The organism is Streptomyces sp. NPDC001380, assembly GCF_042895785.1.
Taxonomy (GTDB): Bacteria; Actinomycetota; Actinomycetes; order Streptomycetales; family Streptomycetaceae; genus Peterkaempfera.
In genome coordinates this window covers 200,690-221,698 of the sequence record NZ_JBIAWP010000007.1, presented here as the reverse complement: position 1 = coordinate 221,698, position 21,009 = coordinate 200,690, and the positions used below count along the sequence as shown (strand labels likewise).

Annotated in this window: 16 protein-coding genes and 1 pseudogene; 7 read left to right on the top strand and 10 right to left on the bottom strand. The window is 74.4% G+C overall.

All coding sequences use genetic code 11. The features are described from left to right. Window positions 1-84: 84 nt before the first annotated feature. From ACFY07_RS11515 to ACFY07_RS11500, 4 genes are all read left to right on the top strand, one after another. Window positions 85-375 carry a HypC/HybG/HupF family hydrogenase formation chaperone gene (locus ACFY07_RS11515; protein ID WP_390868467.1) on the top strand — a complete coding sequence of 97 codons (291 nt, stop codon included), beginning with the start codon at window positions 85-87 and terminating at the stop codon, window positions 373-375. Next, on the top strand, window positions 372-1,556 hold the full coding sequence (hypD, locus tag ACFY07_RS11510; protein WP_390868466.1) for a hydrogenase formation protein HypD: 1,185 nt from the start codon (window positions 372-374) through the stop codon (window positions 1,554-1,556). The genes ACFY07_RS11515 and hypD overlap by 4 nt, the downstream gene beginning before the upstream one ends. 97 nt (window positions 1,557-1,653) lie before the next feature. Next, on the top strand, window positions 1,654-2,643 hold the full coding sequence (hypE, locus tag ACFY07_RS11505; protein WP_390868513.1) for a hydrogenase expression/formation protein HypE: 990 nt from the start codon (window positions 1,654-1,656) through the stop codon (window positions 2,641-2,643). A gap of 162 nt (window positions 2,644-2,805) precedes the next feature. Further along, on the top strand, window positions 2,806-4,056 hold the full coding sequence (locus tag ACFY07_RS11500; RefSeq protein ID WP_390868465.1) for a cytochrome P450: 1,251 nt from the start codon (window positions 2,806-2,808) through the stop codon (window positions 4,054-4,056). A 148-nt stretch (window positions 4,057-4,204) separates the two neighbouring features. On the opposite strand, the gene ACFY07_RS11495 is transcribed toward ACFY07_RS11500, so the two are convergent. The 8 genes from ACFY07_RS11495 to ACFY07_RS11460 all read right to left on the bottom strand — a co-directional run bounded on the left by ACFY07_RS11495 (window position 4,205) and on the right by ACFY07_RS11460 (window position 14,709). Continuing rightward, entirely contained in the window at window positions 4,205-5,479 is a 1,275-nt protein-coding gene (locus ACFY07_RS11495) for a cytochrome P450 (RefSeq protein WP_390868464.1), read from the bottom strand. After that, on the bottom strand, window positions 5,476-6,084 hold the full coding sequence (locus ACFY07_RS11490; protein WP_230745334.1) for an ATP/GTP-binding protein: 609 nt from the start codon (window positions 6,082-6,084) through the stop codon (window positions 5,476-5,478). The genes ACFY07_RS11495 and ACFY07_RS11490 overlap by 4 nt, the downstream gene beginning before the upstream one ends. After that, window positions 6,065-6,424, bottom strand: a complete 360-nt coding sequence (locus ACFY07_RS11485; RefSeq protein ID WP_390868463.1) for a DUF742 domain-containing protein — start codon at window positions 6,422-6,424, stop codon at window positions 6,065-6,067. Before ACFY07_RS11485 ends, ACFY07_RS11490 begins: the two co-directional genes overlap by 20 nt. Further along, window positions 6,421-6,840 carry a roadblock/LC7 domain-containing protein gene (locus ACFY07_RS11480; RefSeq protein ID WP_230745330.1) on the bottom strand — a complete coding sequence of 140 codons (420 nt, stop codon included), beginning with the start codon at window positions 6,838-6,840 and terminating at the stop codon, window positions 6,421-6,423. Before ACFY07_RS11480 ends, ACFY07_RS11485 begins: the two co-directional genes overlap by 4 nt. A gap of 198 nt (window positions 6,841-7,038) precedes the next feature. Continuing rightward, window positions 7,039-8,847 carry an ATP-binding protein gene (locus tag ACFY07_RS11475; protein ID WP_390868462.1) on the bottom strand — a complete coding sequence of 603 codons (1,809 nt, stop codon included), beginning with the start codon at window positions 8,845-8,847 and terminating at the stop codon, window positions 7,039-7,041. A 327-nt stretch (window positions 8,848-9,174) separates the two neighbouring features. Further along, window positions 9,175-11,100, bottom strand: a complete 1,926-nt coding sequence (locus ACFY07_RS11470) for a glycosyltransferase family 2 protein (RefSeq protein ID WP_390868461.1) — start codon at window positions 11,098-11,100, stop codon at window positions 9,175-9,177. 37 nt (window positions 11,101-11,137) lie between these two features. Continuing rightward, on the bottom strand, window positions 11,138-13,234 hold the full coding sequence (locus ACFY07_RS11465) for a hypothetical protein (protein WP_390868460.1): 2,097 nt from the start codon (window positions 13,232-13,234) through the stop codon (window positions 11,138-11,140). Beyond that, the gene (locus ACFY07_RS11460; RefSeq protein WP_390868459.1) at window positions 13,231-14,709 is read right to left on the bottom strand and encodes a D-ribitol-5-phosphate cytidylyltransferase; all 1,479 of its coding nucleotides are present in this window, start codon (window positions 14,707-14,709) and stop codon (window positions 13,231-13,233) included. The genes ACFY07_RS11465 and ACFY07_RS11460 overlap by 4 nt, the downstream gene beginning before the upstream one ends. 503 nt (window positions 14,710-15,212) lie before the next feature. On the opposite strand from ACFY07_RS11460, the gene ACFY07_RS11455 reads away from it, so the two are divergent. Next, window positions 15,213-16,031, top strand: a complete 819-nt coding sequence (locus tag ACFY07_RS11455) for an MBL fold metallo-hydrolase (RefSeq protein WP_390868458.1) — start codon at window positions 15,213-15,215, stop codon at window positions 16,029-16,031. Between the two features lie 137 nt (window positions 16,032-16,168). On the opposite strand, the gene ACFY07_RS11450 is transcribed toward ACFY07_RS11455, so the two are convergent. Together ACFY07_RS11450 and ACFY07_RS11445 are read right to left on the bottom strand one after the other, a co-directional pair. Beyond that, window positions 16,169-17,647, bottom strand: coding sequence for an MFS transporter (locus ACFY07_RS11450; protein ID WP_390868457.1), 1,479 nt, complete (start codon window positions 17,645-17,647; stop codon window positions 16,169-16,171). Between the two features lie 959 nt (window positions 17,648-18,606). Continuing rightward, complete coding sequence (locus ACFY07_RS11445) at window positions 18,607-19,281, bottom strand: hemerythrin domain-containing protein (RefSeq protein WP_230745318.1); 675 nt, start codon at window positions 19,279-19,281, stop codon at window positions 18,607-18,609. A gap of 156 nt (window positions 19,282-19,437) precedes the next feature. Between ACFY07_RS11445 and ACFY07_RS11440 the strand changes: the two are divergent. Both ACFY07_RS11440 and ACFY07_RS11435 read left to right on the top strand, forming a co-directional pair. Further along, window positions 19,438-19,797, top strand: a pseudogene (locus tag ACFY07_RS11440) (hypothetical protein); the annotation flags it as partial. Between the two features lie 561 nt (window positions 19,798-20,358). Further along, complete coding sequence (locus ACFY07_RS11435; RefSeq protein ID WP_390868456.1) at window positions 20,359-20,997, top strand: DedA family protein; 639 nt, start codon at window positions 20,359-20,361, stop codon at window positions 20,995-20,997. Window positions 20,998-21,009 lie beyond the last annotated feature (12 nt).

Genomic DNA, 21,009 nt, shown 5'->3' with positions numbered 1-21,009 from the left:
ACGACACCGACAGCGACACCACGACACGACACGACACGGCGACGGAACGGCCGGACGCCCCGGCGGACGAGAGGAGACAGCCCGATGTGCCTGGCGGTACCCGGCAGAGTGCTGGAGATCGAGGAGCGGGACGGCGTGCGGATGGCGTCCGTCGACTTCGGCGGCGTGGTGAAGGACGTCTGCCTGGAGTACCTGCCGGACCTGCGGGTCGGCGAGTACGCCATCGTGCACGTCGGCTTCGCGCTGCAGCGGCTGGACGAGGAGTCGGCGCGGCAGACGCTCGCCCTCTTCGAGGGCCTCGGGCTGCTGGAGGAGGAGTTCGGCGACGTCTGGGAGCAGGCCGCCCGCGAGCACGAGGGGGAGGCGCAGGCGTGAGGTACGTCGAGGAGTTCCAGGACCCGGCGGCGGCCCGGCGCCTGCTGGAGGACATCAGGGCGGCGGTGACCCGGCCGTGGGCGCTGATGGAGGTGTGCGGCGGGCAGACCCACTCGATCATCCGGCACGGCATCGACCAGCTGCTGCCGGAGGAGGTCGAGCTGATCCACGGCCCCGGCTGCCCGGTGTGCGTGACGCCGCTGGAGGTCATCGACAAGGCGCTGGAGATCGCCTCCCGGCCGGGGGTGGTCTTCTGCTCCTTCGGCGACATGCTGCGGGTGCCGGGCACCGGGCGCGACCTGTTCCGGGTGCGCGGCGAGGGGGGCGACGTCCGCGTCGTGTACTCGCCGCTGGACGCGCTGCGGATCGCACGGCGGAACCCGGACCGCGAGGTGGTCTTCTTCGGCATCGGCTTCGAGACCACCGCGCCGCCCAATGCCATGGCGGTGCTCCAGGCCCACCGGCTCGGCGTCCGCAACTTCAGCATGCTGGTCTCGCACGTGCGGGTGCCCCCCGCCATCGAGGCGGTCATGCGCTCCCCCTCCTGCCGGGTGCAGGCGTTCCTCGCGGCCGGGCACGTGTGCAGCGTCATGGGGGTGGCGGAGTACCCGCCGCTGGCGGAGCGGTACCGGGTTCCGGTCGTGGTCACGGGCTTCGAACCGCTGGACATCCTGGAGGGCGTCCGGCGGGCCGTGCGGCAGCTGGAGCGCGGGGAGCACACCGTCGACAACGCGTACGCCCGTGCGGTGCGGCCCGAGGGCAACCCGGCGGCGCGGGCCGTGCTCGCCGACGTCTTCGAGGTCGTCGACCGGGCGTGGCGCGGCATCGGCACCATCCCGGACAGCGGCTGGCGGCTCTCGGAGCGGTACCGGGCGTACGACGCCGAGGCGCGCTTCGCCGTGGAGGGCATCGCCACCCGCGAGCCGGCGGAGTGCCGCAGCGGCGAGGTGCTGCAGGGCCTGATCAAGCCGCACGAGTGCGAGGCCTTCGGCACCGCGTGCACCCCGCGCACCCCGCTGGGCGCCACGATGGTCTCCAGCGAGGGCGCCTGCGCGGCGTACCACCTGTACCGGCGCCTGGGCGGGCCGGCGGCCCGGTCCGCCGCGCCCTCCCCCGCCGCACCGCCCCCCGGCACACCGTCCCCCGTCACGCCGTCCGTGGAGGCGAGCCCCGTTGTCTGACACCGAGACCGCCCCCGCCGCCCCCGCGGGGGCCGGAGCGCCCGACGTCTCCGGCTGGACCTGCCCGGCGCCGCTGCGCGACCACCCCCGCGTCGTGATGGGCCACGGCGGCGGCGGGGCCCTCTCCGCCGAGCTGGTGCGGCACGTCTTCGCCCCCGCCTACGGCAACGGGACGCTCGCCGCCCTCGCCGACTCGGCGGTGCTCGACCTGGGCGGGGCCCGGCTGGCGTTCTCCACCGACACCTTCGTGGTGCGGCCGCTCTTCTTCCCCGGCGGCTCCATCGGCGACCTGGCCGTCAACGGCACCGTCAACGACCTGGCCATGAGCGGCGCCCGCCCCGCGTACCTGTCCTGCGCCTTCGTCCTGGAGGAAGGGGTCGGGACCGCGGTGGTGGCGCGGGTCGCCGAGGCGGTCGGCGCCGCCGCCCGCACGGCGGGCGTGCAGGTCGCCACCGGGGACACCAAGGTGGTCGAGGCCGGGCACGGCGACGGCGTGTACCTGTGCACGTCCGGGATCGGGCTGGTCCCGGACGGCGTGGACATCCGCCCGCAGCGGGCGGTCCCCGGCGACGTGGTGATCGTCAGCGGCCCGGTGGGCCTGCACGGGGTGGCGGTGCTGAGCGTGCGGGAGGGCCTGGAGTTCGGGGTGGAGGTGGAGAGCGACTGCGCCGCCCTGGGCGGCCTGGTGGAGGCCATGCTCGCCGCCACCCGGGACCTGCACGTGCTGCGCGACCCGACCCGCGGCGGCCTGGCGGCCGCGCTGTGCGAGATCGCGGCGGCGGCGGGCGTCGGCGTGGTGGTGCAGGAGCGCAGCGTGCCGGTCCCGCCGGAGGTGGCCAACGCCTGCGGGATGCTGGGCCTGGACCCCTGGTACGTGGCCAACGAGGGGCGGCTGGTGGCGTTCGTGCCCCGGGCGGAGGCCGACGCGGTGCTGGCGGCGATGCGGGCGCACCCGCTGGGCGCGGGCGCGGCGGTGGTCGGCGAGTGCACGGCGGACCACCCGGGCATGGTGGTGGCCCGGACCGGGCTCGGCGGCACGCGGGTGGTGGACCTGCCGCTGGGCGAGCAGCTGCCGCGGATCTGCTGAGGGGCGGCCCGGGACCCCGCCGGCGCGCCCGGCGGGGTCCCGCCGTCCGCGCACACCGCGGGGACGGATCGTGGAGATTCGGGGTCGGGCCGGACTAGACCAGCATGATCTTGCCTGCCTACCCTGGTGGGACGGTCCCAACCATTCCCTGGGGTAAGTCACATGACCACCGCTCAGCAGGCTCCCGACATCCTCTCCCCCGCTTTCGCGGCCGACCCCTACGCGGCCTACCGCATCATGCGGGACGAGTTCCCCCTGATCTGGCACGAACCCATGCAGAGCTGGATCGTCTCGCGGTACGAGGACGTCGAGCGCGCGTTCAAGGACAGGGAGTCCGCCTGGACGACGGACAACTACGGCTGGCAGCTGGAGCCGGTGCACGGCCGCACGATCCTGCAGCTCAGCGGCCGGGAGCACTCCGTGCGCCGCGCCCTGGTGGCCCCCGCCTTCCGCGGCAGCGCCCTGCAGGAGAAGTTCCTCCCGGTCATCGAGGGCAACTCCCGCGACCTCATCGACCGCTTCCGCGCCACCGGCGAGGCGGACCTGGTCACCGACTACGCCACCCACTTCCCGGTGAACGTCATCGCCGACATGCTGGGCCTCGACAAGGGCGACCACGCCAGGTTCCACGGCTGGTACACCTCGGTCATCGCCTTCCTCGGCAACCTCAGCCAGGACCCGGAGGTGACGGCGTCCGGCCTGCGGACCCGCGAGGAGTTCGCCGAGTACATGCTTCCGATCATCCAGGAGCGCCGGGAGAACCCCGGTGACGACCTGCTCTCCTCGCTCTGCGCGGCGGAGGTCGACGGCACCCGGATGAGCGACGAGGACGTCAAGGCGTTCTGCAGCCTGCTGCTGGCGGCGGGCGGCGAGACCACCGACAAGGCGATCGCCTCGATCTTCGCGAACCTGCTCCAGCACCCCGAGCAGCTCGCCGCCGTGCAGAAGGACCGCAGCCTGATCGCGCGGGCGTTCGCCGAGACGCTGCGCTACACCCCGCCGGTGCACATGATCATGCGCCAGGTGTCGGCGGACGTCGAGGTCAGCGGCGGCACCATACCCGCGGGCTCCACCGTGACCTGCCTGATCGGCGCGGCCAACCGGGACGACCGCCGCTACGCGGACCCGGACCGCTTCGACATCTTCCGCGAGGACCTGACGGCGACCAACGCGTTCTCCGCGGCCGCCGACCACCTCGCCTTCGCCCTGGGCCGGCACTTCTGCGTGGGCGCGCTCCTCGCGAAGGCGGAGGTCGAGGTCGGCGTCGACCAGCTGCTCGACGCCATGCCCGACATCCGCCTCGCGGACGGCTTCACCCCCGTGGAGACCGGCGTCTTCACCCGCGGGCCCCAGTCGGTGCCCGTGCGCTTCACGCCCGTCGGCCGGACCGGCGCGGCCGGCGCCGCGCAGTAGCGGGCGGGCCCCCCGGGGCCGGGGCCGCCGGCCCCGGGCGGCCGGCGCGGGCACGGCGGCCGCCCGGGGGGTGTCGGCGCTCCGGACTCCGGGGCACGCGGGGCCGGGGCACGCGGGGCCGGGGCACGCAGTGCCGGGGCGCCGGATGTCAGTGCGTCCGAGCGGCCGGCGCGGGGGAGAACTCCACCGGCAGGGCGGCCAGTCCGCGCATCCACACCGACGGACGCCACATCAGCTCGTCCGCGTCGACCGCCACCACCACGTCGGGCAGGCGGTCCAGCAGCACCTCGACGGCGGCCTTGGCCATCACCTCGGCCAGCTCGGGCGCCGGGTAGGGGCACTGGTGCTCGCCGTGGCTGAACGACAGGTGCGCCTGGTTGCCGGCCGCGCCCGCGGCGGCGTCCGGGCGCACCTGCGGGTCGGTGTTGGCGGCGGCCAGGCCCAGGATCAGCAGGTCGCCCTGGCGGATGCGGCGGCCGCCGAGCTCGGTGTCGCGGGCGGCCCAGCGGCCGATGAAGTTCTGCGTGGGCGTGTCCTCCCACAGCACCTCGTTGAGGGCCTGGCCGACGCTGCGGCGGCCGCCGGACAGGCTCACCGCGAACCGCTCGTCGGTGAGCATCAGCCGCAGCGTGTTGCCGATCCAGTTGCCGGTGGGCTGCTGGGCGGCGGCGATCACCGAGATGAGGTCCTGGACGATCTGCTCGTCCGTCAGGCCCGCCGGGTGGAGGACCAGCCGGGACGGGATGTCCGCGCCGGGCCGCTCGCGCTTCTCCTCCACCAGGAGCTGGATGCGCTCCTGGACGCGCCCGTACGCCGCCACCGGGTCGTCGTCCGGCCCCGCGTCGAGCGAGGCCGCCAGGTCGCGCACCAGGGCGTCGGTCTCCCCGCCGGGCAGGCCGCACATCCGGACGACGGCGAGCAGCGGCAGCTGGTGGGCGTACTCGGCCATCAGGTCGGCGTGGCCGCGCCCGGAGAAGGCGTCGATCAGCTCGTCGGCGATCTGCTCGCAGGTCGCCTGCAGCTCGAACTGGTCGACGCCGAAGAGGGCGTCGCTGATCGCGCCGGAGCGGCGCCGGTGCTCGGCGCCCTCGGTGAACAGCACCGACGGCTGGTAGCCGACGTACGGCAGCAGCGGCCAGTCCTCCGGGATGACGTCCCACGCGTGCCAGCGCCGCGAGTCGCGGGCGAACAGCTCGTCGTTGCTGGTGACGTAGTGCACCTCGCGGTAGCCGAGCACCAGCCAGGCGGGCACCCCGCCGTCCAGCTCGACCGGCGCCACCGCGCCGTGACGGCGCCGCAGGTCCCGGTACAGGTCGGCGGGCGCCTGCTGGAACTGCAGCCCGCTCAGCACCACGGCGCCGTCGTGGGCCGGGCAGCCCGCGGGGGCGGCCGGGGCGCCGGCGGGGGTGAGGCTGTCGGTCATCGGGTCATCTCCCGGACGGAGGACAGGGCGTAGAGGTGGTTCACGAGGGCGATCAGCACCGCCTTGCTGGACTCCCGGTCACGGGCGTCGCAGTCGACCAGCGGGATGTCGTCGGAGAGCGACAGCGCGTCCCGCACCTGCTCCAGCGAGTGCGTGGGGTCGCCGAAGTTGTTGCGGGCCACGATGAAGGGCGTGCCGTGGTGCTCCAGCCGGTCGATGGCGTACCAGGAGTCCTCCAGCCGGCGGGTGTCGACGAGGACGACGGCCCCCAGCGTGCCCGCGAACAGCCGGTCCCAGAGGAACCAGAACCGCTCCTGGCCGGGGGCGCCGAACAGGTAGAGGACCATCTGCTCGTTGAGGCTGATCCGGCCGAAGTCGAACGCGACGGTGGTGGTGGTCTTGGACCGGACCCCCGCCGTCTCGTCGATGCCGAGGCCGGCCTGCGTCATGGTCTCCTCGGTGTTCAGCGGGCGGATCTCGCTGATCGACCGGACCATGGTGGTCTTGCCCACGCCGAAGCCGCCGGCTATGACGATCTTGAGAGCGTTGTCCGCGGTGGCCGGCAGCGGGACGCGGGCGGCGCGCTCAGAGGTTCTGGAGTCCAACGAGCACCTGCTTCAGGAGTTCGGGGTCGGGCAGCTCCGCCCGGGAGTGGGCCGCCCTCGGATGACGGGCGCTGACACGGCCCGTGTCGTGGAGGTCGGCGAGCAGGATCTTCACGATGCCCACGGGCAGGCCGAGCTCCGCGGCGACCTCGACGACCGCCGTGGGCCGCCGGCACAGGGTGAGGATCCGGACGTGCTCGGACTGCATGCCCGGGGACGGCTCGGACTCGCTCACGATGAGCGTGACCAGGTCGAAGGCGCTGTCGTCGGCCCGGCTCCGCCCGCCGGTGACGGTGTAGAGCCGGTCCGGGTCCTCGCTGTGGACGGGTCGTCGGGTCATGGCGTCCCGCTCGACGCGTCCGGCATGCGCGGCGGCGCGCTCAGGTGCTCGCCGAGCTGCTCCACCAGCTCGTCCATGTTGTGGCCGATGATCCCCGGGTCGGCGTCCTCGGCGGCGACCAGGGCGAGGTGCGCGCCCTCGCCGGCCTCCACGATGAACAGCAGGCCGCCGTGGAACTCGGTCATCGACTGGCGGACGCCGCCGGTGCCGTCGCCGAACTCGATCGACGCACCGTGCGACAGGCTCTGGATGCCCGAGGCGATCGCCGCCAGCTGGTCGGCCTGGTCGGTCGACAGGCCGGGCGACCAGCAGAGCTTGAGGCCGTCTCTCGACAGCACGAGGGCGTGCCGGGTGCCCGGAGTCTTCTCCAGGAGGTTCTGCAGCAACCAGTCGAGGTCGCGGTCAGTGGTCTGCATGGGTGTCACGGGGCCGGGCCCGGCGGACGTGCCGCCGGGCGGGTCCGACCCCCGCCTCCAATCTGTTGTCCGGTGCCGGTCCCGTCCCGGAGGGTCCCCGGGTTCCTCCGGGACGGGCCGGCGGGCGTCGAAGGGCGTCACGTCCGCGGGCGCCAGGCCCCGGGACGCCCGGAGGGAAGTCCGCTCGGGAAGGAAGGGTCACTCCCGGCCGGCGGGGCCGCCGTCGCGGGGTCCGCCGTGGGAGCCGGTGTCGTCGAAGCCGGTGTCGTCGAAGCCGGTGGGGTCGAAGCCGGTGGGGTCGAAGCCGGTGGCGCGGACCCCGGCGTCGCGGGAGCCGAAGGTGTGGGAGCCCGTGCCGCCGGGGCCGAGGGCGTGGGAACCGGTGTCCTCGGAGCCGCCGCCCCTGACGGCCTGGCGGAAGGCGCGGAAGCGCTCGCCCGCTCCCGGGCGCGGCTGCTGCCGGACGGGCTCGGACGGCCGCTCGTGGCGGGACGCGGCCGCAAGGGTCTGCCCCCGGGGCCGCTTGGGCAGCCCGTGCACCTCCGCCTCCGCGCCCTCGACGCCGCGGGCGGCGGCCGGGGCGGGCGCGACGGGAGCGGACTCGGCCGGGGCGGGGACGGCCGGGGCCGTCCGGGGCATCGGGGGCGCCTGGGGGGCCGGGGCCGTCCGGGCCGCGTGCGGGGCCCGGGGGGTCCGCTCGGCGCGCGGCTCGCCCGCGGCGGGCCGCGGCAGCACGGCACGGGCGGCGGCCGGGGCGGGCACGGCCGCGGGGGCGGCGCCCTGCTCCTGCCGCTGCTGGGTCACCAGCTCGCGCGGGATGAGGACCACCGCGCCCGTGCCGCCGCGGGAGGAGGGCCGGAAGGACACCGTCAGCCGGTGCTTGCGCGCCAGGCAGCCCACCACGGCCAGGCCCAGCCGGGTGCTCGACATCGTGGTGAAGTCCAGCGGCTCGGTCGCGGAGACGGCCCGCTGGGCCCGGCCCAGCTTCTCGGGGTTCATCACCAGGCCGCCGTCCTCGATGGTGACGACCACGCCCGCCGCGACCTCCTCGACGTAGACGTGCACCTCCTCCGTCGGCGCGGAGAAGCTGGTGGCGTTGTCCATCAGCTCGGCCAGGGCGTGCATGACGCCCTCGGCGGCGTAGCCCGCCACCGCGGCGGAGCAGGTGGAGTGCAGGCGCACCCGCTGGTAGGCGCTGATCCGGCCCATGGCCCCGCGCAGGATGCTCTCCATGACGATGGGCTTGGTCCAGCGGCGGCCCGAGCGCGCGCCCGTCAGCACCGCGATGCTGTCCGCCAGGCGGCCGGCCTGCGCCGTGGCGTGGTCCAGCTTCATGAGGTCCCCCATGACCTCCTCGCCGTGGCGCTCCTCCATCCGGCGCAGGTCGGCGAGCATGCTCGTGGCCAGGGCCTGGACGCGGCCGGCGGCGTTGGCGCACGCCGACATGGCGGCCGCGCGGGACCGCTCGCTCACGGAGAGCTCGTGGGCCACCACCTCCAGGACGCGGCGGTGGGCGGTGTCGGCGGGCAGGTGCAGCTCGGCCAGCGCCGTCCCGGCCGAGGCGCCGTCCCGGACCCGCTTGACCAGGGACGGCAGCAGGTCGTCGGCCAGCACGGCGGCGTGGGCGTCCAGCTGGGCCGTGTGGGAGCGCAGCCGCGCCGTCTCCGCGTCGAGGTGGGCCAGGCGGTCGCGGAGCCGGAAGGCGTCGGACTGCGTCTGCGCCAGCTCGGCGCGGGACCGGGCCGCCTCCTCCTCCGCGGTCCGGGCGCGCAGCCTCAGCTCCTGCGCGGACTGCGCCGCACGGGCGGCGGCGGTGGCGGCGGCGGTCAGCAGGACCGCCGCGACGGCGGCGGTCACGGCGACGGCGGCCCTGGCCGCGTCGGCGGCGGCGAGGGCCGCGCACAGCACGGCGACGCCGGTGACGGCCGCCGCCAGGAGCAGCACGGGCAGCACCCGCCGCACGGGCGGACGGGCCCCCGGCCGACGGGTGGCGAGGGAGGATGGCATCAGGAGGTCCTCGTCGGGGGAGGGTGCGGCAGCGGGCTGGTCGCGCGGGGGTTCCTGCTGCCGGGTCTTCGCGGCTGGACACGTCACAGACCACGCCGATTGACGTAGTGTCAGACCGCGCGCGGGCATGAACATGTTACCCATGGGGCGGAGCACCAGGTCCAGCGGAGGTTTGCGAACTCCTCGCCGATCTCCGGCAATTCACCGCACTCCGCCCCGCCCCGCGGGCACTTCGGGGCAGTCCCGGTGCCCCGTCGGCCCTTCCTCCGGCGGTTCGCGCGGTGCGGCCGGGCCGTCGGGGTGCAGGCCGGGACGGGCAGGCGGGGGTCAGCCGGCCGGCCGGTGGACCGACCAGTGCCCGGAGGCGTGGCGGCTCAGGGTCAGGCCGAGGTCGGCGTCCGCGGACGTCCGGTGCTCCTGGCGGACGCGGAGCCGCCAGGTGCGGGAGGCCCCGGGGTCCGCACCGGCCGCGGACGCCGGGACCGCGAAGGTGAGCACCGCCAGGTCGGGAGCGCCGTTGGGCCCGATCAGGGCGGGGAGGTCGAGGGGATCGGCGGACTCTCCCGCCAGGGAGACCGTCAGCGGCACCGGGTGGTGCAGGGGGCCGACCTCGACCGGGACGGCCACCTCCACGAGGTCGCCGGCCCCGCGGACCCAGGAGCGGCCGGGCTCGCGCACCGCGCCCTTGAGCGCGCCCAGCGAGGCGGGGGCCACCCGGACGCTGAGGTTGCCGCTCTTGGTCCAGTACGGCGCGCTGAAGGTGCCGTCGGGCCCGAACGCGGGCCGGAGCCCGGCGTCGGCCAGCGGGCTGCGGTCCTCGCCGACGCGCCGGGCCTTGGACCAGCCGCAGGCCTCCACCAGGACGCTGAGGTCCCACAGGCCCGTGACCGGGCTGCCGTGGTCGGCGGCGGCGGGGTCGAAGGCCAGGGACGCCTCCAGGCGGAGCGCGACGGTGGACAGCCCCGCGGCGTTGCGCCCCAGGGGGAGGCTGACCGCCCGGTGGCGGGTGGGGACGTAGAGGTCGGTGTTGTCGTCGCGGAGGCGCACCAGGCCGCGCACGGACGCCGCACCGAGGACGTCGGTGACGTCGGAGGCGGCGGCGGCGCCGGGCACCGCCAGGACGTCGGCGGGCAGGTCCCAGCGGATGCGCTCCCCGTCGAGCACGAACCGGACCGGCCGGCGGCTCCCGTCCTTCCCCAGGTGCACCAGGTCGCTGGTCAGCGTCGCGGTGAGCCGTCCGTCGACCCAGTCCAGCGCCTCCACGCGCGTCTGGTGGGTGACACCCGCCTCGTGGCGGGCGAGGGACCTGAGCGTGTCCGTGCCGCCGGCCCTCAGCACCGCGGAGCGGACCCGCAGGTTGGCGGGCAGGTACTCGTCGACGGCCGGGGGGATGCACTGCTCGACGAGGTCCAGCAGGGTCCGGTGCGTCCGGCGCAGGGCGTCGTCGCGCTGGCCGAGGATCCGCTCGTCGAGCCGGCTGAGCACCTTGACCTGGTACCAGCGGGCGACGAGGCGGTCCTGGTCCGGCCCGGGCGGGACGTGCCGGCGGATGACGTCGAGGATCGCGGCGACCGAGCGGCAGTGGTCCGCGAGGCCGGTGCCGGCGTGCGGCGGCGGGCCCGGGTCCTCGGGGCGCACCCAGTGGTAGCAGGTGTAGTCGTGCAGGACGCTCACCGAGCGGGCGAGCAGGTGCGCCTGCAGGGTGAAGAGGTGGTCCTCCAGCGGGACCCGGCCCTCGGGGAACCGCAGGCCGTGCTCCAGCAGGAACGAGCGGCGGAAGAGCTTGAGCGCCGTCATCGACCGGAGCAGGACCGGGTGGGTGAGGAGGTGCCCGCGGTCCAGGGGCGCGGCGGTGGCCTCGCGCGGGGCCGGCCGTCCGTGGCCGGCCGTCCGCGGCAGGACGATGTCCGCGTCGTACCGGACGGCGCGGTCGTACAGCCGGGCGAGCGCCTCGGGGGCGAGCCGGTCGTCGTCGTCCATGAAGAGCACGAACTCGCCCCGGGCGTGGTCCAGGCCCACGTTGCGCGGACGGCCGGGGCCGCCCGTGTGCTCGGCCTCGACGACGCGGACCCACCGGTCGAAGGCGGTGTCGCCCCTCAGCGACTGCAGGGTGGAGTCGGTGGACCCGTCGTCGACGAAGACCACCTCGAAGTCGGAGCGCGCCATCGTCTGGTCGCGCAGCGACCGCAGGGCGGGCAGGTAGCCGTCCCCGCAGTTGTACACGGGGACGACGACGGTGACCTTGACGGTCATGCTCAACCTTCCGCTTCCGGCGGCCGGGTCAGGCCGCTCACATCGACTCGGGGTAGCCGGGCTCCCTGCTGAACCAGCCGAAGGAGAGGCCGGCGACGGCGGCCTCCTCCGGGAAGTCGTGGTGCTGGGGACCGCCCCCGAGGTACTGCTCCCACCGCTGCACGGCGGCCTTGTTGGCCAGCGCGTTGACGGCGGCGTTGAAGCGCTCCATGGACGTCGGCTGGTCGGGGCCCAGCACGTACTCCTTGAGGGTCCGCCGGTGCGGGCGCATGGGGTCGCGCCAGGGCGCGCGGACGGAGTCCAGGATCTGCGGCAGGCGCGTGCACTCCCGGTCGAGCAGGTAGGCCCCGCCCGCGGTGGTGTAAGCGGCGCGGAACTCGTCGTCGGGCAGGTTGTCCGCGTTGGTCAGCACGTAGGGCTTGAGGCTGGCGACGAAGTCGGCGACGACGCTGGAGACGTCGCTGATGAGGATGTCGGCCTGGTTGAAGCACTCGTACAGGGTGGGCAGCGTCTTGAGGATGACGTTGTGCCGCACCGGGCCGCGGGTCTCCCAGAAGACGCGGTGCCACTCGGCGTGGAGCTCGTGCCACTCGTCGGAGCCCTCGTGGCCGGCGGGCCGCGCGGAACGCGTCTGCTCCGCGTCGTCGCCCGTGCGCATGCGGCCGGAGAGCGCGTCGATCCGGGCCTGGAGGGCCTGGAGGCGGGGCCTGGCCTCGGCGACCGCTGCGGCCGTCCGCTTGGCCTCGCGGGAGCGGTTGTCCGCACGCAGCATCGCCTGGATCGCCTGGTCGGCGGCGGCGGCCTTCGCGGAGCGCCGTCCCGTCAGCGGGTGGGGCTTGTAGATGACCCGGACGCCCTGCTCCAGCAGCATCCGGACCAGGGTGACGCCCATCGGGATGAGCGAGGTGTGGCAGTCGTCATCGCTCCAGCCCTCCCAGGTCGGCGCGTAGAGCACCACAGGCACCGGGCCGGGGCGGTGGTCGGCGTGGAGCCGGATCGGCGCCAGCTGCGGGCGGCCCACCTCGACGATCGCGTCGTCGCTGATGGCGTGGCGGACCCGCTGGTAGCGGTCGCGGCCGGCGCGGCCGGCGACCCAGATCTCGTCGAACACCTTGCTGACGCGGTTGCTGCTGGCGAGCTTGTCGCTGTCGCCGTGGCCGATGAAGACGTGCTTGGCCTCCGCCACGCGCAGCATGTGGACGTTCTTGCCGGCGTTGCCCGGGTAGAGCACGACCTTGAGGTCGGGGAGGTCGAGCTCGGCCAGGTCGTCGGCCTTGGGCACGCAGACGACCGGCACCCGGGTGCGGCTGAGGAAACGGAAGGAGGCGCGCTCGCGCAGGATGATCAGCGGGCGCAGGTCCAGGCTCTCCAGGGTCTCGATCCACATGTTGACCTGGTACATGAAGTCCTGGGAGACCGCGGCGAAGCTGAAGTACAGGGCCACCTCGGGACGCTGCACGGCCAGCTGGCGGTTGACCTCGGCGATGATCCGCTCGCGGCCGGGGGTCCTGCGGGCGCGCCGGAACTGGAACGACAGGGCGAGCAGGGCCAGGGCCGGCAGGGCGAGCGCCAGCGCGTACCCGGCCTTCACCAGCTCCCACTCCCCCGTGGCCAGCCCCGCGAGCAGGCCGGCGTGGAAGGCCAGGTCGAAGTGGAGCAGCTTGCGCAGGTAGCGGTGGTACAGGAACGCCGGCGGGCTCTTCGGCAGGCGCAGGGCGCTCATGTCCATGTTGCGCACGACGACCGGCAGGACCCGGCTCAGCCGGATGCTGCGGTGCAGCGCCGTGTACAGCATGAGGAGGGAGAACTGCGCCCCGCAGACGACCAGTCCGCCGATGACCACGGGGTCGGGGGCGTCGAGGCGGTCGGCGAGCACCAGCAGCATGGCCGACCGGGCCAGGAACCGCATGATGCGGTTGAGCCGGAAGGCCGCCAGGCGGCCGATGAACTCCGGCTCCCTGGAGTGCAGCCACTCGTCGACGAGGTAGCTGACGGCGGACGCCGCGACGAAGCCCCACAGGGACGGCAGCAGCGCGCACACCGGTATCGCCGCGAAGGCGGCGCCGAGCAGCAGGGCGAGCAGGAACCCGAAGGCGGTCCTGATGCGGAGGATCCCGCGCAGGCGGCGGATCATCCGGCCACCTGCCCGAGGAGGGCCTCGGACACCGCCCCGGGGGCGTCGGCGGTCCGCTGGGCCGGGATCGGCCCGGGGCGGGTCGGGTCCTCGCGCCGCACGTCGATCACGTGGCCGGTGAGGGAGGAGATGAGGGTGTCGACGGAGATCCGGGCGACGTCCTCGGAGAGGAGCAGCGACTGGGCGGGCTCCTCGCCGAAGGCGCGCTCGCGCATGGGCGTGCGGGTGCGCTCGGGGTTCACGCAGTTCACCCGGACGCCGTGCGGCGCCCACTCCTCGGCCAGGGCCTGCGTCAGGTTCACCACCGCCGCCTTGGCCGACGAGTACAGGCTGTACAGCGCCCGGCCCCGGGTGTACGAGCTGGAGGTGTAGAGCAGCAGCTGGCCACGGCTGCGGCTCAGGTAGGGGAAGGCGGAGCGGGCGATGTGCACCGGGCCCAGGTAGTTGACGCGCACGGCCTCGTCGATGGCCGCGTGGTCGGTCGCGGAGAGCTCCCCGATGCGCAGCACGCCGGCCGTGTTGACGACGAAGTCGATCGAGCCGGCCTCGGCCTCCACCTCGGCGAGGGCGCGCGCCACGTCCGCCGGGTTCTCGACGTTGACGCCGTTCATGCTGCGGCTGAAGCGGAAGACGCGGGCGCCGTGCCGCTCGGCGAGGTCGGCCACGTCGGCGCCGATGCCGCAGCTGCCGCCGAAGACGACGAGGGTGCGGCCGCGCAGGCCCCGCTCGTAGGCCTCGGTGTCGGCCGGCGCGGGGGCGCTGTGCGAGGCGAGCTGGAAGAGCTTGTCCGCGATGAAGAGGTCGACCGGCTCGGTCACCTTCATGTTCTGCTCGTCGCCGTGGACGAGCATGATCGGGGTGTCCGGCAGGTACCGCAGCACGACGCCGCAGTCGTCGGTGGCGGCGAAGTCGGGGTCGTCCGCGGCGAGTTCGTAGGCCTTGCGAATGGTGGAGAGGCGGAAGCCCTGCGGGGTCTGGCCGCGGCGCAGGCTGGCGCGCCGGGGGATGCCGGACAGCAGGTCGCCGTCGGCCACCACGATCGTGTCGGCGGAGGGGATGACCACGTCCACCGCCTCGTGGGCGGCCAGCGCCCGGACGCAGTCGGCGATGATGCGGTGGGTCACGAAGGGGCGGACGGCGTCGTGGAAGAGGACGTTGCACTCCCCGTCGCCCAGCACGGCGAGCGCCCGCTCGGTGGACTCGTTGCGCGTCGCGCCGCCCTGCACCACCCGGCTGACCTTCGCGAAGCCCGCCCGGCGCACGATCTCCTCGACCGCGTCGAGGTGGCCGCCGGTCATGACGACCACGATCTCGTCGACGTCCGGGCTGGACTCGAAGACCGCGAGCGTGTGCTCGATGATCGGCTTGCCGGCGATCTTGACGAACTGCTTGGGGATCGGCAGTCCGAGGCGCTGGCCGACACCTCCCGCGAGGACCACGGCGACGGTCCTCACGGACGCCTGTACTTCGAACACGCGCACTACCTGCCAGGGCTCAGGAAAGTTAACAAAAGGTGGAGGGATCGTAGCCACGCGACGTATCGCGCAGGTCACAGCCGTGGCGGCAGGCCGCACAGAAAGCTTCCATGTCAGATGTTCGCGCCAGAACCGATCAATCGCCCATCTCGCCCATCACGCCCTGCCAGGCAGTGCGACATGCGGCTTTTGTTGCCCTCTGTGCGCCCCGACGCCCGTCGCGGCGGCGAAACCCGATGGTGACGAGGATCACGCCGGGTGGCACCTCCTCCGCCCTGCGTCCCGGACGGCGCCGGGACCCGGCACGCCGTGCCCGCGGAGGCCGTGCCCGCGGAGGCCGGAGGCCGTCCCCACCGTGCACACCCGGGCGCCGGAGCGGCTGCCGCACGGCGGGTCGCGCAGGGAGACGGAGCGGACGCCCGGTGCGGCCGCAGCGGAAGTGCCGGGAACGGGCGAGAATGGCCTGCAGCACGGCATGTCCAGGAGAATCCGGACGGAGAATCATGAAAGCAGAAGGACTCGCCCGGCAGGAAGGAACGGCCACCGTACTGGGCGGCCCCACGGTGGTCATCGACATCGGCGGCCTGCGCTTCCTCTCCGACCCCACGTTCGACCCGCCCGGGCCGCACGGCTTCCTCACCAAGTCGGAGGGGCCGGCCTTCCCGCAGGAGGCGCTGGGCCCGGTGGACGTCGTGCTGGTCAGCCACGACGCGCACGCGGACAACCTCGACGACCAGGGCCGCCGGTTTGCGATGTCCTCCGGCCTGGTGCTGACGGGGCCCCTCACGGCCGGCCGGCTCGGGGCTCCCGCCCGCGGGATCGCCCCGTGGAGCCACCACCGCGTGCCGCGCGCCGACGGCGGGGGCGACCTGACCGTCACAGCGGTCCCGGCCGTCCACGGCCCCGAGGACGGAGCCCGCGACGCGGACGGCAACATCAACTGCGAGGTCATCGGTTTCGTCCTCTCCGGAGAGGGACTGCCCACCGTCTACGTGAGCGGCGACAACGCCTCGATCCGCACGGTGGCGGAGATCTCCCGCCGCGTCCCGGACATCGGTGCGGCCGTCCTCCACGCGGGGGCGGCCCGGGTGCCGGCCAAGTTCGACGGCCGCCCGCTCTCCCTCGACAGCCGCCGGGCCGCAGCCGCCGCCGCGGTCCTGAACGCGGCCGTGGTCGTCCCGGCCCACTACGACGGGTGGTCCCACTTCTCCGAGGGACTGGCGGACATCGAGCTCGCCTTCCACGAGGCCGGCCTGTCGTCCGTCCTGCAGACCGCACCCCACGGCACCCCGGTGCCCCTGGTCCCCGGGAGCGCACGGTAGGGCCGGCCCGACCGGCCCGATGACGGCCCGGGCGGCGCTCAGGCGGCTCGGGCGGCCGGGCCGGCGGGAACGGCCTCCGGCGAACCGGAACGGCCCGCCGGGGAGCCCGGCGGACCGTCACGGGGGATCGGGGCTGTTCAGGCCGACAGCTCCGCGGCGGGCCTCCGGCGCCGGAAGAGAAGGCCCGCGACGACGAGTCCCACGGCGAAGAACACCGCGGCACAGAGGAAGACCGCCCGGTACCCCTCGACGGTTGCGGCGGACCGGACACCCGGGATGCCGCCGTGGTGACGGGCGAGGTAGCCCGCGGCACGGGAGGCGAAAACGGTGTTGAGCAGTGCGGGCCCGAGGGAGCCGCCCGTCTGCTGCATGGTGTTCACCAGGGCGCCGGCCACTCCTGCGTCCTGGGGGGCGACGCCGGTGGTGGCCTGCCCCATGGCGGTGGCGAAGACGGCGCCCATGCCGAGCCCCATGACGATCAGCGCCGGCAGGACGTGCACGGAGTAGCCGGTGTGGGCGCCGATGGTCGTCAGCCACAGGGCTCCGCCCGCGCTGAGGATCATGCCGCTGCTCATCACGAGCCTCGGCCCGAAGCGCGGGACCAGGACACCGGCGCCGCTCGCCGCTGTGAGCATCATCGACAGGTTCATCGGCAGGAAGGCGAGTCCGGTCCTGACCGGGGAGAAGTGCTGCACCTGCTGCAGGTAGTAGGTCAGGAACAGGAGCAGGCCGAAGAGCCCGGCGCCCAGGACGAGCAGTGCCGCGAAGGCCGCGCCCCGGTTGCGGTCGAGAAGGATGCGCGGGGGCATCAGGGGGTGCGTGGTCCTCGTCTGCCACAGGGCGAAGAGGGCCAGCAGGACGACGCTGCCGACGAGGAAACCCCAGGTGTCCGGCGAGGACCAGGAATGGGTCCCGGCGGCGGCGAAGCCGTAGACGAGGCAGAACAGGCCGGCGCTGGCCAGCAGCGTTCCGGGAATGTCGAGGTGGGTGCGGCTCCGCGGGGTGCGGCGCAGCAGGACCAGCCCGCCGGCGAAGGCGACGGCGGCGAAGAGGACGTTGACGTAGAGCGTCCATCGCCAGTCGACGTTCTCGGTCAGGAAACCGCCCAGCAGGAGTCCGACGGACGCTCCGGATCCGGCGACGGCGCTGAAGATGCCGATGGCCTTGCCGCGTTCCGCCGGGTCGGTGAAGGTCGTGGTGAGCAGGGAGAGCGCGGCGGGGGCGAGCAGGGCGCTGAAGACGCCCTGCACGAGACGGGCGATGATCAGCGTCCCGAAACCGTGCGCCGATCCGCCGAGGACGGAGGCGAGGGCGAAACCGGCCAGCCCGACGAGGAAGGCGTTCTTGCGGCCGAACAGGTCGGCCACCCGGCCGCCGAGCAGCAGCAGCGAGCCGAAGGCGAGCGCGTAGGCGGTGACCACCCACTGCCGGTCCGCGTCGGAGAAGTGCAGGTCCAGCTGCGCGGTGGGCAGGGCGATGTTCACGACGGTCGCGTCGAGCACCACCATGAGCTGCGCCACACCTATGACGGCGAGGATCAGCCAGCGGTGCGGCATGCGGTGGTCCGCCCGGGCTGGAGCACTCTTCGCGGGGGAACTCGTGGCAGGGGGATTCATGGGTGCGGTGCTTCCTGGTTCTTGCGGGGAAAAGGCACGACGCCGCCCCGGGCCGGCGGAGGCGGGCCGGGGGTGCGGCGGTGAGCGCGGACGGCCGGCGTGCTGCCGCCGGTTCCGGGGGCGAGACCGGCCCGGGACCGCAGCCGGTCCCGCTGCGCGGGGCCCGGCGGGGCACACCCGGCCTCGGGGCCCGGAGGCAGGTGCAGGCGGCGCCGGGCGAGGGAGTGCGCGATCCGCGGCGGGTACGGGATCCCGCCGGCACGGTGCACCTCGTCGGGGGTTCTCGCACGTCCCCGGGACGCCGGCGGGCGGAGCGGCAGGGCCGGGAGGCCGCCCCTGCGGGCGGTCGGCACCGCTGTGACGGCACCGCACGAGGCGGCACCGGGGACACGGGCGGCCCGTCGGCACGGGCAGTCCGCCCACCGCTCGGGCGGTCCCGTCGCGCGGTCCGCGGTACGGGTCCCGCCAGGCGTCCCCCGACCAGGTCGGGGACGCACGGGTGCGGGGCGCCCCGCCGCAGGTGGCAGGACGCCCGGCCGGGCGTGCCGCCGGGCGGCCCCGGGCCCGCCGTCGGATGCGGGTGGCAGCGGGAGGGGTCCGAACCCGGTGCGGCCCGCGTCCGCCGTCACGGCGACGGGCCGCACCGGTCCGGACGAGCGCCGGGACGACGGACGCGGGCCGACCGCCGCTGAGCCGTCGGCCGGTGCACAGGATCCGCGGGACGACGCCCTGCCCGGGCGAGGGCCGGGCGGGTGGCGCATCCGGGTTCCGCACTCCGGCCCCCGGAGGACCGCGCGGGGCTGCGAGGCCCACCGGTTCGGCCTCGCAGCCGGTACGGCTCCCGGGCGGCCGCCGGCGGCCGCGGAACGGTCAACCGGTCGGCCGCTGGCGGCCGCCGTGGCGGAGGCCTCCGCGGTCGGCGCATCCGCCGTACGGGGCCGCCCGGCCGGCGAGGAAGGTCAGGCGCGGTCCCCGCGGAGGACCAGCAGGTCCTGCGCGGCCTGCTGGCGCATCATGGGCATGAGCTCCTGGACCGGGGCCGGAAGCGCCGAGAGCATCAGCCCGACCTCCTCGGGCGTGCCCACCTGGTCGAGGAACCCGACCATGAGGTGCCCGGCCACCGTCGGGCTGGTGGCGATGACCTTCTGGGAGAAGTCGTTCCACTGCGCGGGGCTGATGTGCTCACGCAGGGCGGGGAGGAGGATCGGCTCCTCGTGGGACAGGTGGCTGTGGATGATGTCGCGCACCACGGCGGCCGCGTCCTCCAGCTCGGCCCGGACCTCTGCGGCGGAGCCGGCCGTCGCGGCGCCGTCGGCGGTCCCGCCGTCCAGCGCGACGGCGGAGAGGCGGTCGAGGGCTCCGTCCAGCTGCTCGTGCTCACCGGTGAGCTCGTTCATCGAGTCCGCCACGGCGGGCACGGCAGCGATGATCTGCGGCCACAGGTCGTGGTCCTCGGTCTCGTGGTGGTGGTGCAGGTTCGCCACGAGGAAGTCGCGCAGCTGCGCGAGGGCGTTCAGCGGCACCGAGGGGTCAGCGGCAGCCTCTGCCAGCAGGGTGGTCGCTGCGCGGTGGACGCCGTGGGCGAGCCGGGTCTCGAGGACCGACATGGGCTCGGGAGAAGTGTGTGCCTTCATGAAGGGGACAATATTCATCAGAAACAACTATTGTCAATATGGATACTTATCGTGATGAGAGGGGATTCCTGCGTGACCACCCGGAAATGCCGCCCACCCCGCCGCACCGGGTCGGCAGACGCCCGTGAGGCCGCCCCCGGAGGCGCGCACGCGCCGGCTGTCGCGCCGAGGCGGCGGGTGGTCGTCCTCCAGGCCGTCGAGCACACCCGGAGCGATCCCGGCAATCCGTTCGAGAACGTCACCCGCGCGCTCAAGCGGGATCAGCAGCGCCCCGACGCACTGGAGTCGGGCATCGCCGGTGCCCTGGTACGCCTGTCGGCACTGGGGATCCCAGGCCCGAACGGTCTGCCACCCGTCTTCACAGCCGGTGGAGTCGATCGCCCCATGAGTGCGGCACACCGGCTTCACCAGCCGGGCGACGGCGTCACGGCCAGCAGCCGCACGGCGGACGCGGCGATGGAGATCGCCCGCGACAAGGACGGCTCGACGGTCGTGTTCCCTGCGCTGCCCGCGTAGGCGCAGGTGCGCTCGCACTCCTTTTCCGCACCCGCAGCCCGACGGCGGCCTCGCCCAGCGGCTGTGCCGGGTCGGCGACCTGGGCCTCCAGCTGCTGTTCGCAGCTGCCGGGACCGGATCTCCCGGCCGTCAGCCCGGCCCGGCCGGACTCCGGGAACCGGCGCTTCCCGTTGCCCGCGGACCGCTCGGAGACCCTCGCCCGGCGGGCGGCCTCCGCGACGGCCATCTCGCCGGCCGGGACCGACAGCACGAGCCGGGCCTTCTCCTCCGGCGGCACCGCCGGCGGCCTCACCGTGATCGACCGGACTCCTTCGCCGACGGCCGGACCCGCAGGAAACCGGTCCGGCCGCAAAGCCTGACGCGCGACACGGCCATCGGCTCGCCTCCCTCGCCGTCGGGCGCGCACCCTGGGATGTGCGGGGACCAACGGAGCGGGTCGGAGCGCACGACAAGGACCGCCCGGACGGGAACGCCGCCCATCCGGCCGACGGCTGGAGGCCGACATGCCGGCAGCACACCGACGCGCCCGGCACGTGCTGCCTGCGCGGCCGGGTGAGTGGCGTGGTTGACACCGGCGGACTGCCCGGTCCACTGGCCGGGCTGCAGCCGCTGCTGGACCACTACGGCTACGCGGCGCTCGCGCTGCTGGTCGCGCTCGACAACATGCTGGTGCCGGTTCCGGGGCAGACGCTGCTGATCGTCGCGGCGGTCTACGCCGGAACCGGTCGCATGAACATCTTCGCGGTGACCGCCGTCGGGTGCATCGCAGCGATCGCCGGGGCCGAAATCGCGTACGTGCTCGGCAGGCGCGAGGGAACGCGGTTGATCACCCGGTTCGGACGCTGTGTGCGGCTCACCCACGAGCGTTACGCCAAGGCCGAGGACTTCTACCGGCGCGGCGGAGCCAAGGTCGTCGTGGTCGCGCGGTTCATCGACGTGCTGCGCCAGACCAACGGCCTCCTGGCCGGTTCGAACGAGATGCCGCACCGCCGATTCACGCTGTGGAACGCCGTCGGCGCCGCAGCATGGGTCGCGGCGTGGACGGCGCTCGGCTACACCGCCGGCACGGACATCGGCCCGCTCTACCGCCAGGCGCTCCGATACCAGCTCGTCCTGCTTGCCGCTGCCCTGCTGGCGATCGTCTGCCTTGTGCTGCGCACCTGGTGGCGCGCACGCAGGCGGGCGCGAAAGGAATCGTGATGTCCCCGGCTT